This window comes from Streptomyces thermoviolaceus, from assembly GCF_045209695.1.
Lineage (GTDB): Bacteria > Actinomycetota > Actinomycetes > Streptomycetales > Streptomycetaceae > Streptomyces > Streptomyces thermoviolaceus.
In genome coordinates this window covers 1,625,342-1,638,671 of record NZ_CP109280.1, presented here as the reverse complement: position 1 = coordinate 1,638,671, position 13,330 = coordinate 1,625,342, and the positions used below count along the sequence as shown (strand labels likewise).

Genomic DNA, 13,330 nt, shown 5'->3' with positions numbered 1-13,330 from the left:
GCCCGGATCGTCGGGTTCGGCCCTTTGCTGACAGTTGTGGAGGTGCCCCGTGCTGGGTCCCGTGATTCTCGCCGCGTCGCGCAGCGACCGGATGCGACGGCTGATTACGGCGGCCCCGGTGACCAAGCAGGTCGTCGACCGCTTCATCGCCGGCGAGACCGTGGACGACATCGTCCCCGTCGTCGAGGACCTGACCGGCAAGGGTCTGGAGCTGACCATGGACGTGGTCGGCGAGGACATCACCACCCCGGAGCAGGCGACCGCCGCACGGGACGCGTACCTGACGCTGATCGACCGGCTCAAGGGCCTGGACCTGGGCGAGAAGGTCGAGATGTCGGTGAAGCTGTCCATGTTCGGCCAGGCGCTGCCCGGCGGCCACGAGCTGGCGCTCGCCAACGTCCGCCCGGTCGTCGAGGCCGCCGCCGGCATCGGCACCACGGTCACCCTCGACGCGGAGGACCACACCACCCTGGACTCGATGTTCGCCGTCCACGAGGAGCTGCGGAAGGACTTCCCGCAGACCGGCTGCGTCATCCAGGCGTACCTGTTCCGCACCGAGGCCGACGCGCGCCGCCTCGCGGCGAGCGGCTCTCGCGTACGGTTGGTGAAGGGGGCCTACAAGGAGCCCGCCGAGGTCGCCTACCAGAACAAGCACGAGATCGACAAGGCGTACGTGCGGATCCTGCGCATCCTGATGGAGGGCGACGGCTACCCGATGGTCGCCTCCCACGACCCGCGTCTGATCTCCATCGCGCAGGAGATGGCCCGCACCGCCGGCCGCAAGCTGGACGAGTACGAGTTCCAGATGCTGTACGGCATCCGCAGCGAGGAGCAGCTGCGGCTGGCCGCCGAGGGCCACCGCATGCGCGTCTACACGGCCTACGGCACCGACTGGTACGGCTATTTCATGCGCCGTCTGGCGGAGAAGCCGGCGAACCTGCGTTTCTTCCTCCGCTCGATGGTCACCAAGGGCTGAGCCCGGACCCACGACGTACCCCGAACACCCGCTCACGTACAAGGAGCCACGGAACCCATGGACGCTGTGACCCAGGTCCCCACCCCCGTCAACGAGCCGGTGCACGGCTACGCCCCCGGCTCGCCCGAGCGTGCCCGTCTGCAGGCCAAGCTCAAGGAGCTGGCCGAGAACCCCATCGACCTGCCCTGCACCATCAACGGGGTGAAGCGGATGGGCGGCGGTGAGGCCTTCGAGGTCGTCCAGCCGCACAACCGCAAGGCCGTCCTCGGCACCTACCGCAACGCCACCAAGCAGGACGCCCAGGACGCCATCGACGCGGCCCTGGCCGCCGCCCCGGCCTGGCGGGCGATGTCCTTCGACGACCGTGCGGCGATCATCCTGCGCGCCGCCGAGCTGCTGTCCGGCCCGTGGCGCGAGACCATCGCCGCCTCCACCATGCTGGGCCAGTCCAAGACCGTCCAGCAGGCCGAGATCGACACCCCCTGCGAGCTGGTCGACTTCTGGCGCTTCAACGTCCACTACGCCCGGCAGATCCTCGCCGAGCAGCCGGCCGCCAACTCCCCGGGCGTGTGGAACCGCCTGGACCACCGCCCGCTGGAGGGCTTCGTCTACGCGATCACGCCGTTCAACTTCTCGGCGATCGCCGCCAACCTGCCCACCGCGCCCGCCCTCATGGGCAACGTGGTGATCTGGAAGCCGTCGCCGACCCAGACGCACGCCGCCGTGCTGCTGATGCAGCTGCTGGAGGAGGCGGGTATGCCCGCGGGCGTCATCAACCTCCTCACCGGTGACGGCCTGGAGGTCTCCGAGGTGGCGCTCAACCACCGCGACCTGGCCGGCATCCACTTCACCGGCTCCACCAAGACCTTCCAGCACCTGTGGAAGACGGTGGGCAACAACATCGAGAAGTACCGCACCTACCCGCGGCTGGTCGGCGAGACCGGCGGCAAGGACTTCCTGGTCGCCCACCCCAGCGCCGACCGCGCGGTGCTCAAGACCGCCCTGATCCGCGGTGCCTTCGAGTACCAGGGCCAGAAGTGCTCGGCGACCTCCCGCGCCTACATCCCGGCGTCCATCTGGAACGACGGGTTCAAGGAGGAGTTCACCGCCGAGGTGGACGCGCTCACCATGGGCGACGTCACAGACCTGTCCAACTTCATCGGCGCGGTCATCGACGAGCGGGCCTTCGCCAAGAACAAGGCCGCCATCGACCGGGCCGCGCAGGACCCGGCGTGCACCATCGTCGCGGGCGGCACCTACGACGACTCGGTCGGCTGGTTCGTCCGCCCGACCGTCATCGAGTGCACCGACCCGGAGAACGAGGTGTTCCGCACCGAGTACTTCGGCCCGATCCTCGCCGTGTACGTCTACGAGGACGACGCGTACGACGAGATGCTGACCCAGATGGAGTCGGTGTCCGACTACGCGCTCACCGGCTCGGTCATCGCCAATGACCGTGCGGCGGCCGCCTACACGGCCGAGAAGCTGCGCTACGCGGCCGGCAACTTCTACATCAACGACAAGTCGACCGGCGCCGTGGTCGGCCAGCAGCCCTTCGGCGGCGGCCGTGCCTCCGGCACCAACGACAAGGCCGGCGCCCCGCAGAACCTGCTGCGCTGGACCCTGACCCGGGCCATCAAGGAGGCCCTGGTCCCGCCGACCGACTACACCTACCCGCACATGGGCTGACGGTCCCCGGCGGACCGACGGCAGGACGGGCCGGGTGCCGCGGCACCCGGCCCGTCCGCCATGTCCGGCACCGGCGTACCGAAAAATGCAGGTCACAGCGGTGGGCGGGGGAGGGCCGTCTCAGATAGTAGGAAGTCCGAGCAGTTGTGCAGACAGCTGCGTGATCCTCCCCTAGCTTTGTAGGAGCCGAACGTCTCGCTCATCCAGCGAACGGCGGTCGTGAGCCGGGCCCCGTGCAGGCGATCCCTGCGGCTCCGCTGCTCCCCGCCGCATCCGGCGTCCCCCTTTTTTCTTCTTCCGCGCTCCGTGCTGTCCCGAAGGAGTGGATTGCCATGGCCGAGACGACCGTCCGCCGCCGCGTCCGTCACGTCTCCCGTTCCAACGAGTCCGACCGCCGGAACGCCGCCGCCGCCCTCCAGCGCGCTCTCGACCGCCGCGACAACGGCGGTGCGACCGGGCACTGACCTCCCCGGGGAGGGGTAAACGCTGAAGCCTCCGGTTCGGGCGCGCGGCCTCTCCAGGCCGGGCGCCGTCCCCTTCCCGGCCCTCCCCGCAACGACACGGTGTCCGCATCGCGGACACCGTGTGTCATGTCATGGGACACGCGAGTAGGGTGCGGGCATGTCTCGCAGCATCGACCTCGCAGTGATCCCCGGTGACGGCATCGGCCCGGAAGTGGTGGCCGAGGGCCTGAAGGTCCTCACCGCCGTCCTCCCGCAGGACGTGAAGCTGGAGACCACGGAGTACGACTTCGGCGCCCGGCGCTACCACGCCACCGGTGAGACCCTCACCGACGCCGACCTGGAACAGCTCAAGCGGCACGACGCCATCCTGCTCGGCGCGATCGGCGACCCGTCCGTGCCCTCCGGCGTCCTGGAGCGCGGCTTCCTGCTCAAGCTCCGCTTCGCCTTCGACCACCACGTCAACCTGCGCCCGAGCAAGCTGCTGCCGGGCGTGGCGACCCCGCTGGCCGGCGACCCGAAGATCGACTTCATCGTCGTCCGGGAGGGCACCGAGGGCCCGTACACCGGGAACGGCGGCACGATCCGCAAGGGCACCGAGCACGAGGTCGCCACCGAGGTCTCGGTCAACACCGCCTACGGTGTCGAGCGCGTGGTGCGCGACGCGTTCGCCCGCGCCCAGGCCCGCCCCCGCAAGAAGCTCACGCTGGTCCACAAGAACAACGTGCTGACCTTCGCGGGCCACCTGTGGACGGACGTCTTCCACCGGGTCGCCCAGGAGTACCCCGAGGTCACCACCGAGTACATCCACGTCGACGCCGCCACCATCTACCTCGTCACCCAGCCGGAGCGGTTCGACGTCATCGTCACCGACAACCTCTTCGGCGACATCATCACCGACCTGGCCGCGGCCGTCTCGGGCGGCATCGGCATCGCCGCGTCCGGCAACATCAACCCGAGCCGCGCCTACCCGTCCATGTTCGAGCCCGTCCACGGCTCGGCCCCGGACATCGCCGGCCAGGGCAAGGCCGACCCCACCGCCACCGTCCTGTCCGTCGCTCTGCTCCTGCGCCACCTCGGCTACGAGGCCGAGGCCGGCCGGATCGAGGACGCCGTCTCCGCCGACCTCGCGGAACGGGCCACACTGCCGGCACGCAGCACCTCCGAGATCGGCGACGCGCTCCGCGTACGCGTAGCCGCCGGCTGACCCGCCGCGCCGCTCGAACTCTCGAAGCCGTCGGGTCGCCCCCAGCACCCGGCGGCTATCCGTATGCCCGGCCGCGGCCGCGCGGCCGGCCACAGTCAGCACCGCACTCACCCCGTCCCTTGCCGCAGCACGCCCGAGAGCGATAATCCGACGTGGAGCCGCGACAAGAGGGGATACTCGGACGTCCAAGCGTCGGCCGCCGGTCGCACGGGCGTGAGCGCGGCCCGTCACGACAACGGTGAAGGACACGCACACATGACGACGCCCACGATCGCGCTCAAGCCCTCGTCCACCCCGCTGCCCGCGGCCGAGCGAGAGGCGATCCTGGCCAACCCCGGCTTCGGCCGCCACTTCACCGATCACATGGTGACGATCCGCTGGACCGAGGGCCGGGGCTGGCACGACGCCGAACTCGTCCCCTACGGGCCGATCTCCCTCGACCCCTCCTGCCATGTGCTGCACTACGGCCAGGAGATCTTCGAAGGTCTCAAGGCCTACCGTCAGCCCGACGGGTCCGTCGCGGTCTTCCGCCCGGAGGCCAACGCCCGCCGCTTCCGTAACTCCGCCCGCCGCATGGCCATGGCCGAGCTGCCCGAGGAGCTGTTCATCGCGGCCCTGGACGCCCTGATCACCCAGGACGCCGACTGGGTGCCGCCGCACGGCGGCGAGGAGGCCCTGTACCTGCGGCCCTTCATGTTCGCCGCGGAGAACGGGCTCGGGGTCCACCCGGCCAACGAGTACCTGTTCCTGCTGATCGCCTCCCCGTCCGGCGCCTACTTCCCCGGCGGGGTCGCCCCGGTGACCATCTGGGTCTCCGAGGACTACGTGCGCGCCGTCCCCGGCGGCACCGGTGACGCCAAGACCGGCGGCAACTACGCCGCCTCCCTGCTGCCGCAGGCCGAGGCCGCGGCCAACGGCTGCGACCAGGTCGTCTACCTCGACGCGGCGACCCGCACCAAGGTCGAGGAGAGCGGCAGCATGAACGTCGCCTTCGTCTACGGCGACCGGATCATCACCCCGGAGCTGAGCGGCTCGATCCTGGAGGGCATCACCCGCGACTCCCTGCTCCAGGTCGCCCGCGACCTGGGCTACACCGCCGAGGAGGGCGTGATCACCCTGGAGCAGTGGCGGGCGGACGCCGCCTCCGGTGCGCTCACCGAGGTCTTCGCCTGCGGCACCGCCGCCGTGGTCACCCCGATCGGCCAGGTCAAGACCAAGACGGACGCCTGGACGCACGGCGACGGCACCCCCGGCCCGGTCACCATGCGGCTGCGCGAGGCCCTGCTGGGCATCCAGCGTGGCCTGGTGGAGGACCGGCACGGCTGGATGCACCAGGTGTGCTGAACCGCACCGCACCCGACGGCATCGCAGGCCGCAGCGGAGTCCGTTCCGCGGCGGCCTGAGGCCGTCGGGGCTTCGCGCGGTCCGGGCGCCGAAGGGTCCGTGTGCCGCGCCACAGGATCCGCCGGCGCGCCCCGCGAGGGCGCACGGTCGGGGCCCCTCCGTGATTCATGTCATGAACAGGGAAAATCACCCGGCGACGGTCTTGTCCGGGCGGGCCGCACCCGGCACGTTACGTCCATGGGACGTGATCACTGGAAGAAGATCTGGATCGGTTCGGCCGGCAACATGGTCGAGTGGTACGACTGGTTCGTCTACGCCAGCTTCGCCACCTACTTCGCCGGAGCGTTCTTCCCGCACGGGAACCCGACCGCCCAGATGCTGAACACCGCGGGCATCTTCGCCGTCGGCTTCTTCATGCGGCCGGTCGGCGGCTGGCTGCTCGGCCGGGTCGGCGACCGCCGGGGCCGCAAGGCGGCGCTCACCCTGACCGTCACGCTGATGTCCGCCTCCGCGGTGCTCATCGCCGTCGCGCCGACCTACGCGGTCGCCGGCTACGGCGGAGCGGCGGTCCTGCTCGTCGCCCGGCTGCTGCAGGGGCTGTCGGTGGGCGGCGAGTACGCGGCCAGCGCCACCTACCTCACCGAGGCCTCCGACCCCCGGCGCCGCGGCTTCACCTCCAGCTTCCAGTACGTCTCCATGACCGCCGGACAGATCATCGGCCTCGGCCTGCAGATCCTGCTCCAGCACACGATGTCCGACGACGCCCTGCACAGCTACGGCTGGCGCATCCCGTTCGTGATCGGGGCGCTCGGCGCGGCCGTCGTCTTCTACCTGCGCCGCAACATGCTGGAGACCGAGATCTACGAGGCGGACGCCGGCGCGGACCAGGAGCGCGGCACGCTGCGCGCCCTGTGGCAGCACAAGCGGGAGGCGCTGCTGGTGATGGCCCTGACCATGGGCGGCACCGTGGCCTACTACACCTACACGACGTACTTGACGAAGTACCTGTCCAACACGGCCGGCCTGCCCAAGCGGACCGCGACCCTGGTGTCCTTCACCGCGTTGATCGTCTTCGCCTGTCTGCAGCCGCTGGCCGGCCATCTGTCCGACCGGATCGGCCGTCGCCCGCTGCTGATCGGGTTCGCGGTCGGCTCCACCCTGCTGACCGTGCCGATCATGACCCTGCTCAAGCACGCCGGCAGCTTCTGGCCGGCGTTCGGGCTGTCCCTGCTGGCGCTGGTGGTGGTCACCGGCTACACCTCCATCAACGCCTGTGTGAAGGCCGAGCTGTTCCCCACCGGCGTGCGCGCCCTCGGTGTGGCCCTGTCCTACGCCCTGGCCAACGCCCTGTTCGGCGGCACCGCCGAGTACGTCGCGCTGTGGTTCAAGAACGCCGGCGCCGAGTCCGGGTTCTACTGGTACGTGGCCGGCTGCGCGGCCGTCTCGCTGGTGGTGTACGTCACCATGCGGGAGACCCGTGACCTGGACCTGACCCGCATGCGCACCGCGGACGACGCCCCGGTCCGCAGCCACGTGCACGGCTGAGCCGGGGGCGGCCCGCCGCCCCGGCGGCCTGCCCGCTCCGTGCCGTGCGACCCGCCGGGCCGCGCCCGGCGGGTCCCGAACGGGTGTCCGGGACGTCGCCCGCATGCTGAGACGTCGTGCGGGTGCGGGCGGAGGTGTGCGAGACTGCCGCCGTGCTCTCGTTCGCCATGATTATTGGCAGCAGGCGCGCCGGTCCGCAGTGACCGCCTCGTACGACCAGGTACGGGCGGCCGCCGTCGTCCTCGACCCGCGCGCAGACCTCTCGCACCCGCGAGAGGTTTTTCGTTTTCCTGGCCCACCTCAGCCGGGAACGAGGCGCAAGGGAGGATGGGGGACGGTGGAACCGGTTATTCCGGTTATGACCGAGATCCCACACCAGGAGCCTCAGACATGTCCGCATCCAGCCCGCTGGACGACTCGTTCCACGTCTTCGACACGACCCTGCGCGACGGCGCCCAGCGCGAGGGCATCAACCTCACCGTCGCCGACAAGCTGGCCATCGCCCGGCACCTGGACGACTTCGGCGTGGGCTTCATCGAGGGCGGCTGGCCCGGCGCGAACCCGCGCGACACCGAGTTCTTCGCGCGCGCCCGTGAGGAGATCGACTTCCGCCACGCCCAGCTGGTCGCCTTCGGCTCCACGCGCCGGACCGGGACCACCGCCGCCGAGGACCGGCAGGTGCAGGCGCTGCTGGACTCCGGCGCCGAGGTGATCACCCTGGTCGCCAAGGCGCACGACCGGCACGTGGAACTGGCCCTGCGCACCACCCTGGAGGAGAACCTGGAGATGGTCCGGGACACCGTCTCCCACCTGCGCTCCCAGGGCCGCCGCGTCTTCGTGGACTGCGAGCACTTCTTCGACGGCTACCGCGCCAACCCCGAGTACGCCACCGCGGTCGTGCGCACCGCCGCCGAGGCCGGCGCGGACGTGGTCGTCCTGTGCGACACCAACGGCGGCATGCTCCCCGCCCAGGTCCACGCGACCGTCGCCACCGTGCTGGCCGACACCGGCGCCCGGCTGGGCATCCACGCCCAGGACGACACCGGCTGCGCCGTCGCCAACACCCTCGCCGCCGTGGACGCCGGCGCCACCCACGTGCAGTGCACCGCCAACGGCTACGGCGAGCGCGTCGGCAACGCCAACCTCTTCCCGGTCGTCGCCGCCCTGGAACTGAAATACGGCAAGCAGGTGCTCCCCGAGGGCCGGCTGCGCGAGATGACCCGCATCTCCCACGCCATCGCCGAGGTCGTCAACCTCACGCCCTCCACCCACCAGCCCTATGTGGGCGTCTCCGCCTTCGCCCACAAGGCCGGCCTGCACGCCTCCGCCATCAAGGTCGACCCGGACCTGTACCAGCACATCGACCCCGAGTCGGTCGGCAACACCATGCGCATGCTGGTCTCCGACATGGCCGGCCGGGCCTCGGTGGAACTGAAGGGCAAGGAACTCGGCATCGACCTCGGCGGCGACCGGGAACTCGTCGGCCGCATCGTCGAACGCGTCAAGGAACGCGAACTCAAGGGCTACACCTACGAGGCCGCCGACGCCAGCTTCGAACTGCTGCTGCGCGCCGAGGCCGAGGGCGGTCCGCGGCGCTACTTCGACGTGGAGTCCTGGCGGGCCATCGTCGAGGACCGCCCCGACGGCACGCACGCCAACGAGGCCACCGTCAAGCTGTGGGCCAAGGGCGAGCGGATCGTGGCCACCGCCGAGGGCAACGGCCCGGTCAACGCCCTCGACCGCGCCCTGCGCGTGGCCCTGGAGAAGATCTATCCCCAGCTCGGCACCCTGGAACTGGTCGACTACAAGGTCCGCATCCTGGAGGGCCGGCACGGCACCTCCTCCACCACCCGCGTGCTGGTGTCCACCTCCGACGGCGTGGGGGAGTGGTCCACGGTGGGCGTCGCCGACAACGTGATCGCCGCCTCCTGGCAGGCCCTGGAGGACGCCTACACCTACGGGCTGCTGCGGGCGGGCGTGGAACCGGCCCGGTAGCTTCCTGGCGCCCCCCGGTGGCCGCGGCGCGCGCCCGAGGGCGCCCACCCCCCCCCGGAACCCTCAGGGCGCCCGCCAGATGTTGTCGAAGGCGGCGTCCTCGATGCGGCGCCGCTGCCGCACGCCCTCCAGCTCGGTCACCGCGTGAGCGACGGCGGCCAGCACGGTCGGCAGCGCCTCGTCGTCGTCCTCGTCCAGGGCGACGGGCCGCCCGGCCTCGATGCCCAGGGCGGCGGCCAGTGCGACCAGGACCGGCTCGCGTGCGGCCCAGCGGCGGGCCGCCGCGCTCCGGGCCGGCGAGTCGGCCGGCTGCGGCGGTCCGGCCGGCATCCAGCGGTAGCGCGGTGCGGCCAGCTGCCCCTGGGCCCGCATCTCCGCCACGTACGCCGCGGCCAGCCCGCGGCCGCGCCGCCACAGCCAGTCCTCCACGGTCTCGTACGGCGCCTGGCGCACGAGCGCGGCGCTCGCCTGGTTGCGCATCCGGTCGCCGGTGGCCGGGATCAGGCCGGGCACGATCCGGTCGTCCTCCAGGGAGACGGACTCCTCGGCGAGCAGATCGGCGAGTTCCGCGCCCGCCAAGGCCAGCGAGAGGTCCCCCTGCTCCACGGGACGGGTGCCCGGGACGTCCAAAGTGACGAGCAGCAAATCCCGTGGTGTGGTCATGCCGTCCTCCCGGGCGTCGGCGTCGTCGGCCCGGGCCGTACGGCCCGGATCCACCGCCGACCCTACGTCGCCCGGCCGGTGCGCACACCCGTACGGGTGACCGTCTTGCCCGGATTTCAGGTAGTTTCTAACCATGAAGGCCGTCGTCCTGACCCGAGCCCCCCTGCGGCTGCTGGTCGCGCTCGCGGTGGCCGTCCTGGCCGTGCTGTCCACCGGGCTGCCGCGCGCCGAGGCCGCCGACAGCGTCTCGACGGTCGCACGGGCCTTGCGCGAAAGCCCCGTCTACGTGGATCCGGCCGCCTCCGGCCAGCTGTCCCCGGAGGACGCCGCGGCGCTGGCGCGACGGATCGAGGACGCCGACAAGCCGCTGTTCGTCGCCGTGCTGCCGGCCGGCTACCCGACCGAGAACCTCTTCACCGACCTGCGCACCGCCACCGGCGTCACCGGTGTCTACGCCGTCCGCCTGGGCGACCGCTTCGACGCCCGTGCCGACTCCTCGGTGCTCTCCCGCACCGCCGTGCGCAACCTGGTCACCAGCGTGCAGGGACAGGACGCCGTCACCCAGCTCACCGACTTCACCGACCGGGCCCTGCCCGCCATGCGCGGCTCGGCCCCCGCGAGCTGGGGCGGCTCCGGCCGCACCGGTGTGCCCTCCACCACGCTGATCACCGTGGGGGCGCTGCTGGTGCTGTGCGGGGCGGGCGCCTATGCCATGGCGCGGCACACCCGGCGGCGCCGGGAGGAGGAGCAGCGGACCGCCCTGGAGAAGCTGCGGGTCGTCGTGGACGAGGACATCACGGCCTTCGGCGAGGAGCTGGACCGATTGGACTTCCATCCGGCCGAGCCCGGCGCCGACGACGCCATGCGCGCCGACTACGAACGGGCCCTGGACGCCTACGAGCAGGCCAAGCAGCACATGGCCGAGGCCCGCAGGCCCGAGGACGTGCGCGCGGTCACCGAGGCGTTGAAGGAGGGGCGGTTCAGCCTCGCGCAGCTCGCCGCGCGCCGCGAGGGACGGCCGCTGCCCGAGCGGCGCCCGCCGTGCTTCTTCGACCCCCGGCACGGCCCCTCGGTGGCCGACGCCTCCTGGACCCCGCCGGGCGGGGTGACCCGCGAGGTGCCGGTGTGCGCCGCCGACCGGGTACGGCTGGCCGAGGGCCGCGAGCCGCAGATCCGCGAGGTCGACACCGCCTGGGGCCGTCGGCCCTACTGGGACGCCGGTCCCGCCTACGGCCCCTGGGCCGGCGGATACTTCGGCGGCGGCATCCTGCCCGGCCTGCTGGTGGGCACCCTGCTCGGCAGCATGATGGCCACCCCCTCCTACGCGGCGGACTACGGCGCGGGGTACGGCGACTTCGGCGGCCACGACGGCTACGGAGGCCAGGGCGGCGACTTCTCCGGCCCCGACTTCGACCCCGGGGACTTCGGCGGCGGGTTCGGCGGAGGGGGCTTCGGCGGCGGAGGGGATTTCGGGGGCGGCGGCGACTTCGGCGGGGGCGGCGGAGGCTTCTGAACCGCCGGCCGGAGCGGGGCGGCGGACCCGGCGACGGGCACGGATATGCTCGGGCGTGGCCCCGGGCGGCCCGCGCCGCACCGGGACGCCCGTCCGGCCCTGTGTCGTCACCCCGACAGCGGCATGCGCCGCCCTCGGACGGATGCGGGCGCACCCCCACCCCCTTTGTGGGGTCCCTACAACATCGATCCCCTCTGAGCAGTCGGAAAGGCTGCATCGGCCCACGGTTCTGTTCGGTGGCACCAGGAAAACGCGCCGGAGACTGTACGAAGTCAACGGCTCGCTTTCCCCGGTCGGCTTCGTAAGGTCACTTCATGACCGTTTTGGAAGAGACGACGGGTGAGCCGACCGGCCAGCCGACGGACGCGCGCGGGCGGGTCGCCGAACTGCACGAGATCCGTGCGCAGGCGGTGGCAGGTCCCAGCGAGAAGGCGACCGCGGCCCAGCACGCCAAGGGCAAGCTGACCGCCCGGGAGCGGATCGAGCTGCTCCTGGACCCGGGTTCCTTCCACGAGGTCGAGCAGCTGCGCCGGCACCGTGCGACCGGTTTCGGCCTCGAGGCGAAGAAGCCGTACACCGACGGTGTCGTCACCGGCTGGGGCACGGTGGACGGCCGCACGGTCTTCGTCTACGCCCATGACTTCCGCATCTTCGGCGGCGCGCTGGGCGAGGCCCACGCCACGAAGATCCACAAGATCATGGACATGGCCATCGCGGCCGGTGCCCCGCTGGTCTCCCTCAACGACGGTGCGGGCGCCCGCATCCAGGAGGGCGTCAGCGCGCTGGCCGGCTACGGCGGCATCTTCCAGCGCAACACCAAGGCCTCCGGCGTCATCCCGCAGATCTCGGTGATGCTGGGCCCCTGCGCGGGCGGCGCGGCCTACAGCCCCGCCCTGACGGACTTCGTGTTCATGGTCCGCGAGACCTCGCAGATGTTCATCACCGGCCCGGACGTGGTCAAGGCGGTCACCGGTGAGGAGATCACCCAGAACGGCCTGGGCGGCGCGGACGTGCACGCCGAGACCTCCGGCGTCGCGCACTTCGTCTACGACGACGAGGAGACCTGCATCGCCGAGGTCCGCTACCTGCTCTCCCTGCTGCCGCAGAACAACCGGGAGAACCCGCCGCGGGTGGCCTGCACCGACCCGGTCGACCGCCGCTGCGACACCCTGCTGGACCTCGTGCCGGCCGACGGCAACCGGCCGTACGACATGGCCAAGGTGATCGAGGAGATCGTCGACGACGGCGAGTACCTGGAGGTCCACGAGCGCTGGGCGCGCAACATCATCTGCGCCCTGGCCCGCCTGGACGGCCAGGTGGTCGGCATCGTCGCCAACCAGCCGCAGGTGCTGGCCGGTGTGCTCGACATCGAGGCCAGCGAGAAGGCCGCGCGTTTCGTGCAGATGTGCGATGCCTTCAACATCCCGATCATCACCCTTCTGGACGTCCCCGGCTTCCTCCCGGGCGTCGACCAGGAGCACGGTGGGATCATCCGGCACGGCGCGAAGCTGCTGTACGCCTACTGCAACGCCACCGTGCCGCGGATCTCGCTGATCCTGCGCAAGGCGTACGGAGGTGCCTACATCGTGATGGACTCCCAGTCGATCGGCGCCGACCTCACCTACGCCTGGCCGACCAACGAGATCGCGGTGATGGGCGCCGAGGGCGCGGCCAACGTCATCTTCCGCCGCCAGATCGCCCAGGCCGACGACCCCGAGGCCATGCGGCAGAAGATGGTCAAGGAGTACAAGGCCGAGCTGATGCACCCGTACTACGCGGCCGAGCGCGGCCTCGTGGACGACGTCATCGACCCCGCCGAGACCCGTGAGGTCCTCATCGGTTCCCTGGCGATGCTGCACACCAAGCACGCCGACCTGCCCTCCCGCAAGCACGGCAACCCGCCGCAGTGACCGGCGCGGTCGCCGAGCCCTCGCGGA

The 13,330-nt window shown here is 71.4% G+C and carries 10 protein-coding genes; 9 read left to right on the top strand and 1 reads right to left on the bottom strand.

The window, feature by feature from the left end:
- Nucleotides 1-49 precede the first annotated feature (49 nt).
- From OG899_RS07110 to cimA, 7 genes are all read left to right on the top strand, one after another.
- Complete coding sequence (locus OG899_RS07110; protein WP_125496193.1) at nucleotides 50-976, top strand: proline dehydrogenase family protein; 927 nt, start codon at nucleotides 50-52, stop codon at nucleotides 974-976.
- A gap of 57 nt (nucleotides 977-1,033) precedes the next feature.
- The gene (pruA, locus tag OG899_RS07105) at nucleotides 1,034-2,665 is read left to right on the top strand and encodes an L-glutamate gamma-semialdehyde dehydrogenase (protein ID WP_125496192.1); all 1,632 of its coding nucleotides are present in this window, start codon (nucleotides 1,034-1,036) and stop codon (nucleotides 2,663-2,665) included.
- Between the two features lie 332 nt (nucleotides 2,666-2,997).
- Nucleotides 2,998-3,129 (top strand): hypothetical protein, encoded by a 132-nt coding sequence (locus tag OG899_RS07100; RefSeq protein WP_125496191.1) that lies wholly within the window; start codon nucleotides 2,998-3,000, stop codon nucleotides 3,127-3,129.
- A 157-nt stretch (nucleotides 3,130-3,286) separates the two neighbouring features.
- Nucleotides 3,287-4,333, top strand: a complete 1,047-nt coding sequence (locus OG899_RS07095) for a 3-isopropylmalate dehydrogenase (protein ID WP_125496190.1) — start codon at nucleotides 3,287-3,289, stop codon at nucleotides 4,331-4,333.
- Nucleotides 4,334-4,588: 255 nt separating this feature from the next.
- Nucleotides 4,589-5,677: a branched-chain amino acid aminotransferase gene (locus tag OG899_RS07090; RefSeq protein ID WP_125496189.1), complete on the top strand. Its 1,089-nt coding sequence runs from the start codon at nucleotides 4,589-4,591 to the stop codon at nucleotides 5,675-5,677.
- 237 nt (nucleotides 5,678-5,914) lie between these two features.
- The gene (locus OG899_RS07085) at nucleotides 5,915-7,222 is read left to right on the top strand and encodes an MFS transporter (RefSeq protein WP_125496188.1); all 1,308 of its coding nucleotides are present in this window, start codon (nucleotides 5,915-5,917) and stop codon (nucleotides 7,220-7,222) included.
- A 390-nt stretch (nucleotides 7,223-7,612) separates the two neighbouring features.
- Nucleotides 7,613-9,217 carry a citramalate synthase gene (gene cimA / locus OG899_RS07080; protein ID WP_125496187.1) on the top strand — a complete coding sequence of 535 codons (1,605 nt, stop codon included), beginning with the start codon at nucleotides 7,613-7,615 and terminating at the stop codon, nucleotides 9,215-9,217.
- 63 nt (nucleotides 9,218-9,280) lie between these two features.
- On the opposite strand, the gene OG899_RS07075 is transcribed toward cimA, so the two are convergent.
- Nucleotides 9,281-9,880 (bottom strand): GPP34 family phosphoprotein, encoded by a 600-nt coding sequence (locus OG899_RS07075; protein WP_168131260.1) that lies wholly within the window; start codon nucleotides 9,878-9,880, stop codon nucleotides 9,281-9,283.
- 133 nt (nucleotides 9,881-10,013) lie between these two features.
- Between OG899_RS07075 and OG899_RS07070 the strand changes: the two genes are divergently transcribed.
- Together OG899_RS07070 and OG899_RS07065 are read left to right on the top strand one after the other, a co-directional pair.
- Nucleotides 10,014-11,393 (top strand): hypothetical protein, encoded by a 1,380-nt coding sequence (locus OG899_RS07070; protein ID WP_168131261.1) that lies wholly within the window; start codon nucleotides 10,014-10,016, stop codon nucleotides 11,391-11,393.
- A gap of 314 nt (nucleotides 11,394-11,707) precedes the next feature.
- A complete protein-coding gene (locus OG899_RS07065; protein ID WP_125496185.1) occupies nucleotides 11,708-13,303 on the top strand; it encodes an acyl-CoA carboxylase subunit beta in 1,596 nt (531 codons plus the stop codon).
- Nucleotides 13,304-13,330 lie beyond the last annotated feature (27 nt).

What these genes read in the sequence shown, in the direction of transcription:
- pruA (WP_125496192.1), top strand. Translation starts at nt 1,034, where the DNA reads ATGGACGCTGTGACCCAGGTCCCCACCCCCGTCAACGAGCCGGTGCAC.
- OG899_RS07100 (WP_125496191.1), top strand. Translation starts at nt 2,998, where the DNA reads ATGGCCGAGACGACCGTCCGCCGCCGCGTCCGTCACGTCTCCCGTTCC.
- OG899_RS07095 (WP_125496190.1), top strand. Translation starts at nt 3,287, where the DNA reads ATGTCTCGCAGCATCGACCTCGCAGTGATCCCCGGTGACGGCATCGGC.
- OG899_RS07090 (WP_125496189.1), top strand. Translation starts at nt 4,589, where the DNA reads ATGACGACGCCCACGATCGCGCTCAAGCCCTCGTCCACCCCGCTGCCC.
- OG899_RS07085 (WP_125496188.1), top strand. Translation starts at nt 5,915, where the DNA reads ATGGGACGTGATCACTGGAAGAAGATCTGGATCGGTTCGGCCGGCAAC.
- cimA (WP_125496187.1), top strand. Translation starts at nt 7,613, where the DNA reads ATGTCCGCATCCAGCCCGCTGGACGACTCGTTCCACGTCTTCGACACG.
- OG899_RS07075 (WP_168131260.1), bottom strand. Translation starts at nt 9,880, where the DNA reads ATGACCACACCACGGGATTTGCTGCTCGTCACTTTGGACGTCCCGGGC.
- OG899_RS07070 (WP_168131261.1), top strand. Translation starts at nt 10,014, where the DNA reads ATGAAGGCCGTCGTCCTGACCCGAGCCCCCCTGCGGCTGCTGGTCGCG.
- OG899_RS07065 (WP_125496185.1), top strand. Translation starts at nt 11,708, where the DNA reads ATGACCGTTTTGGAAGAGACGACGGGTGAGCCGACCGGCCAGCCGACG.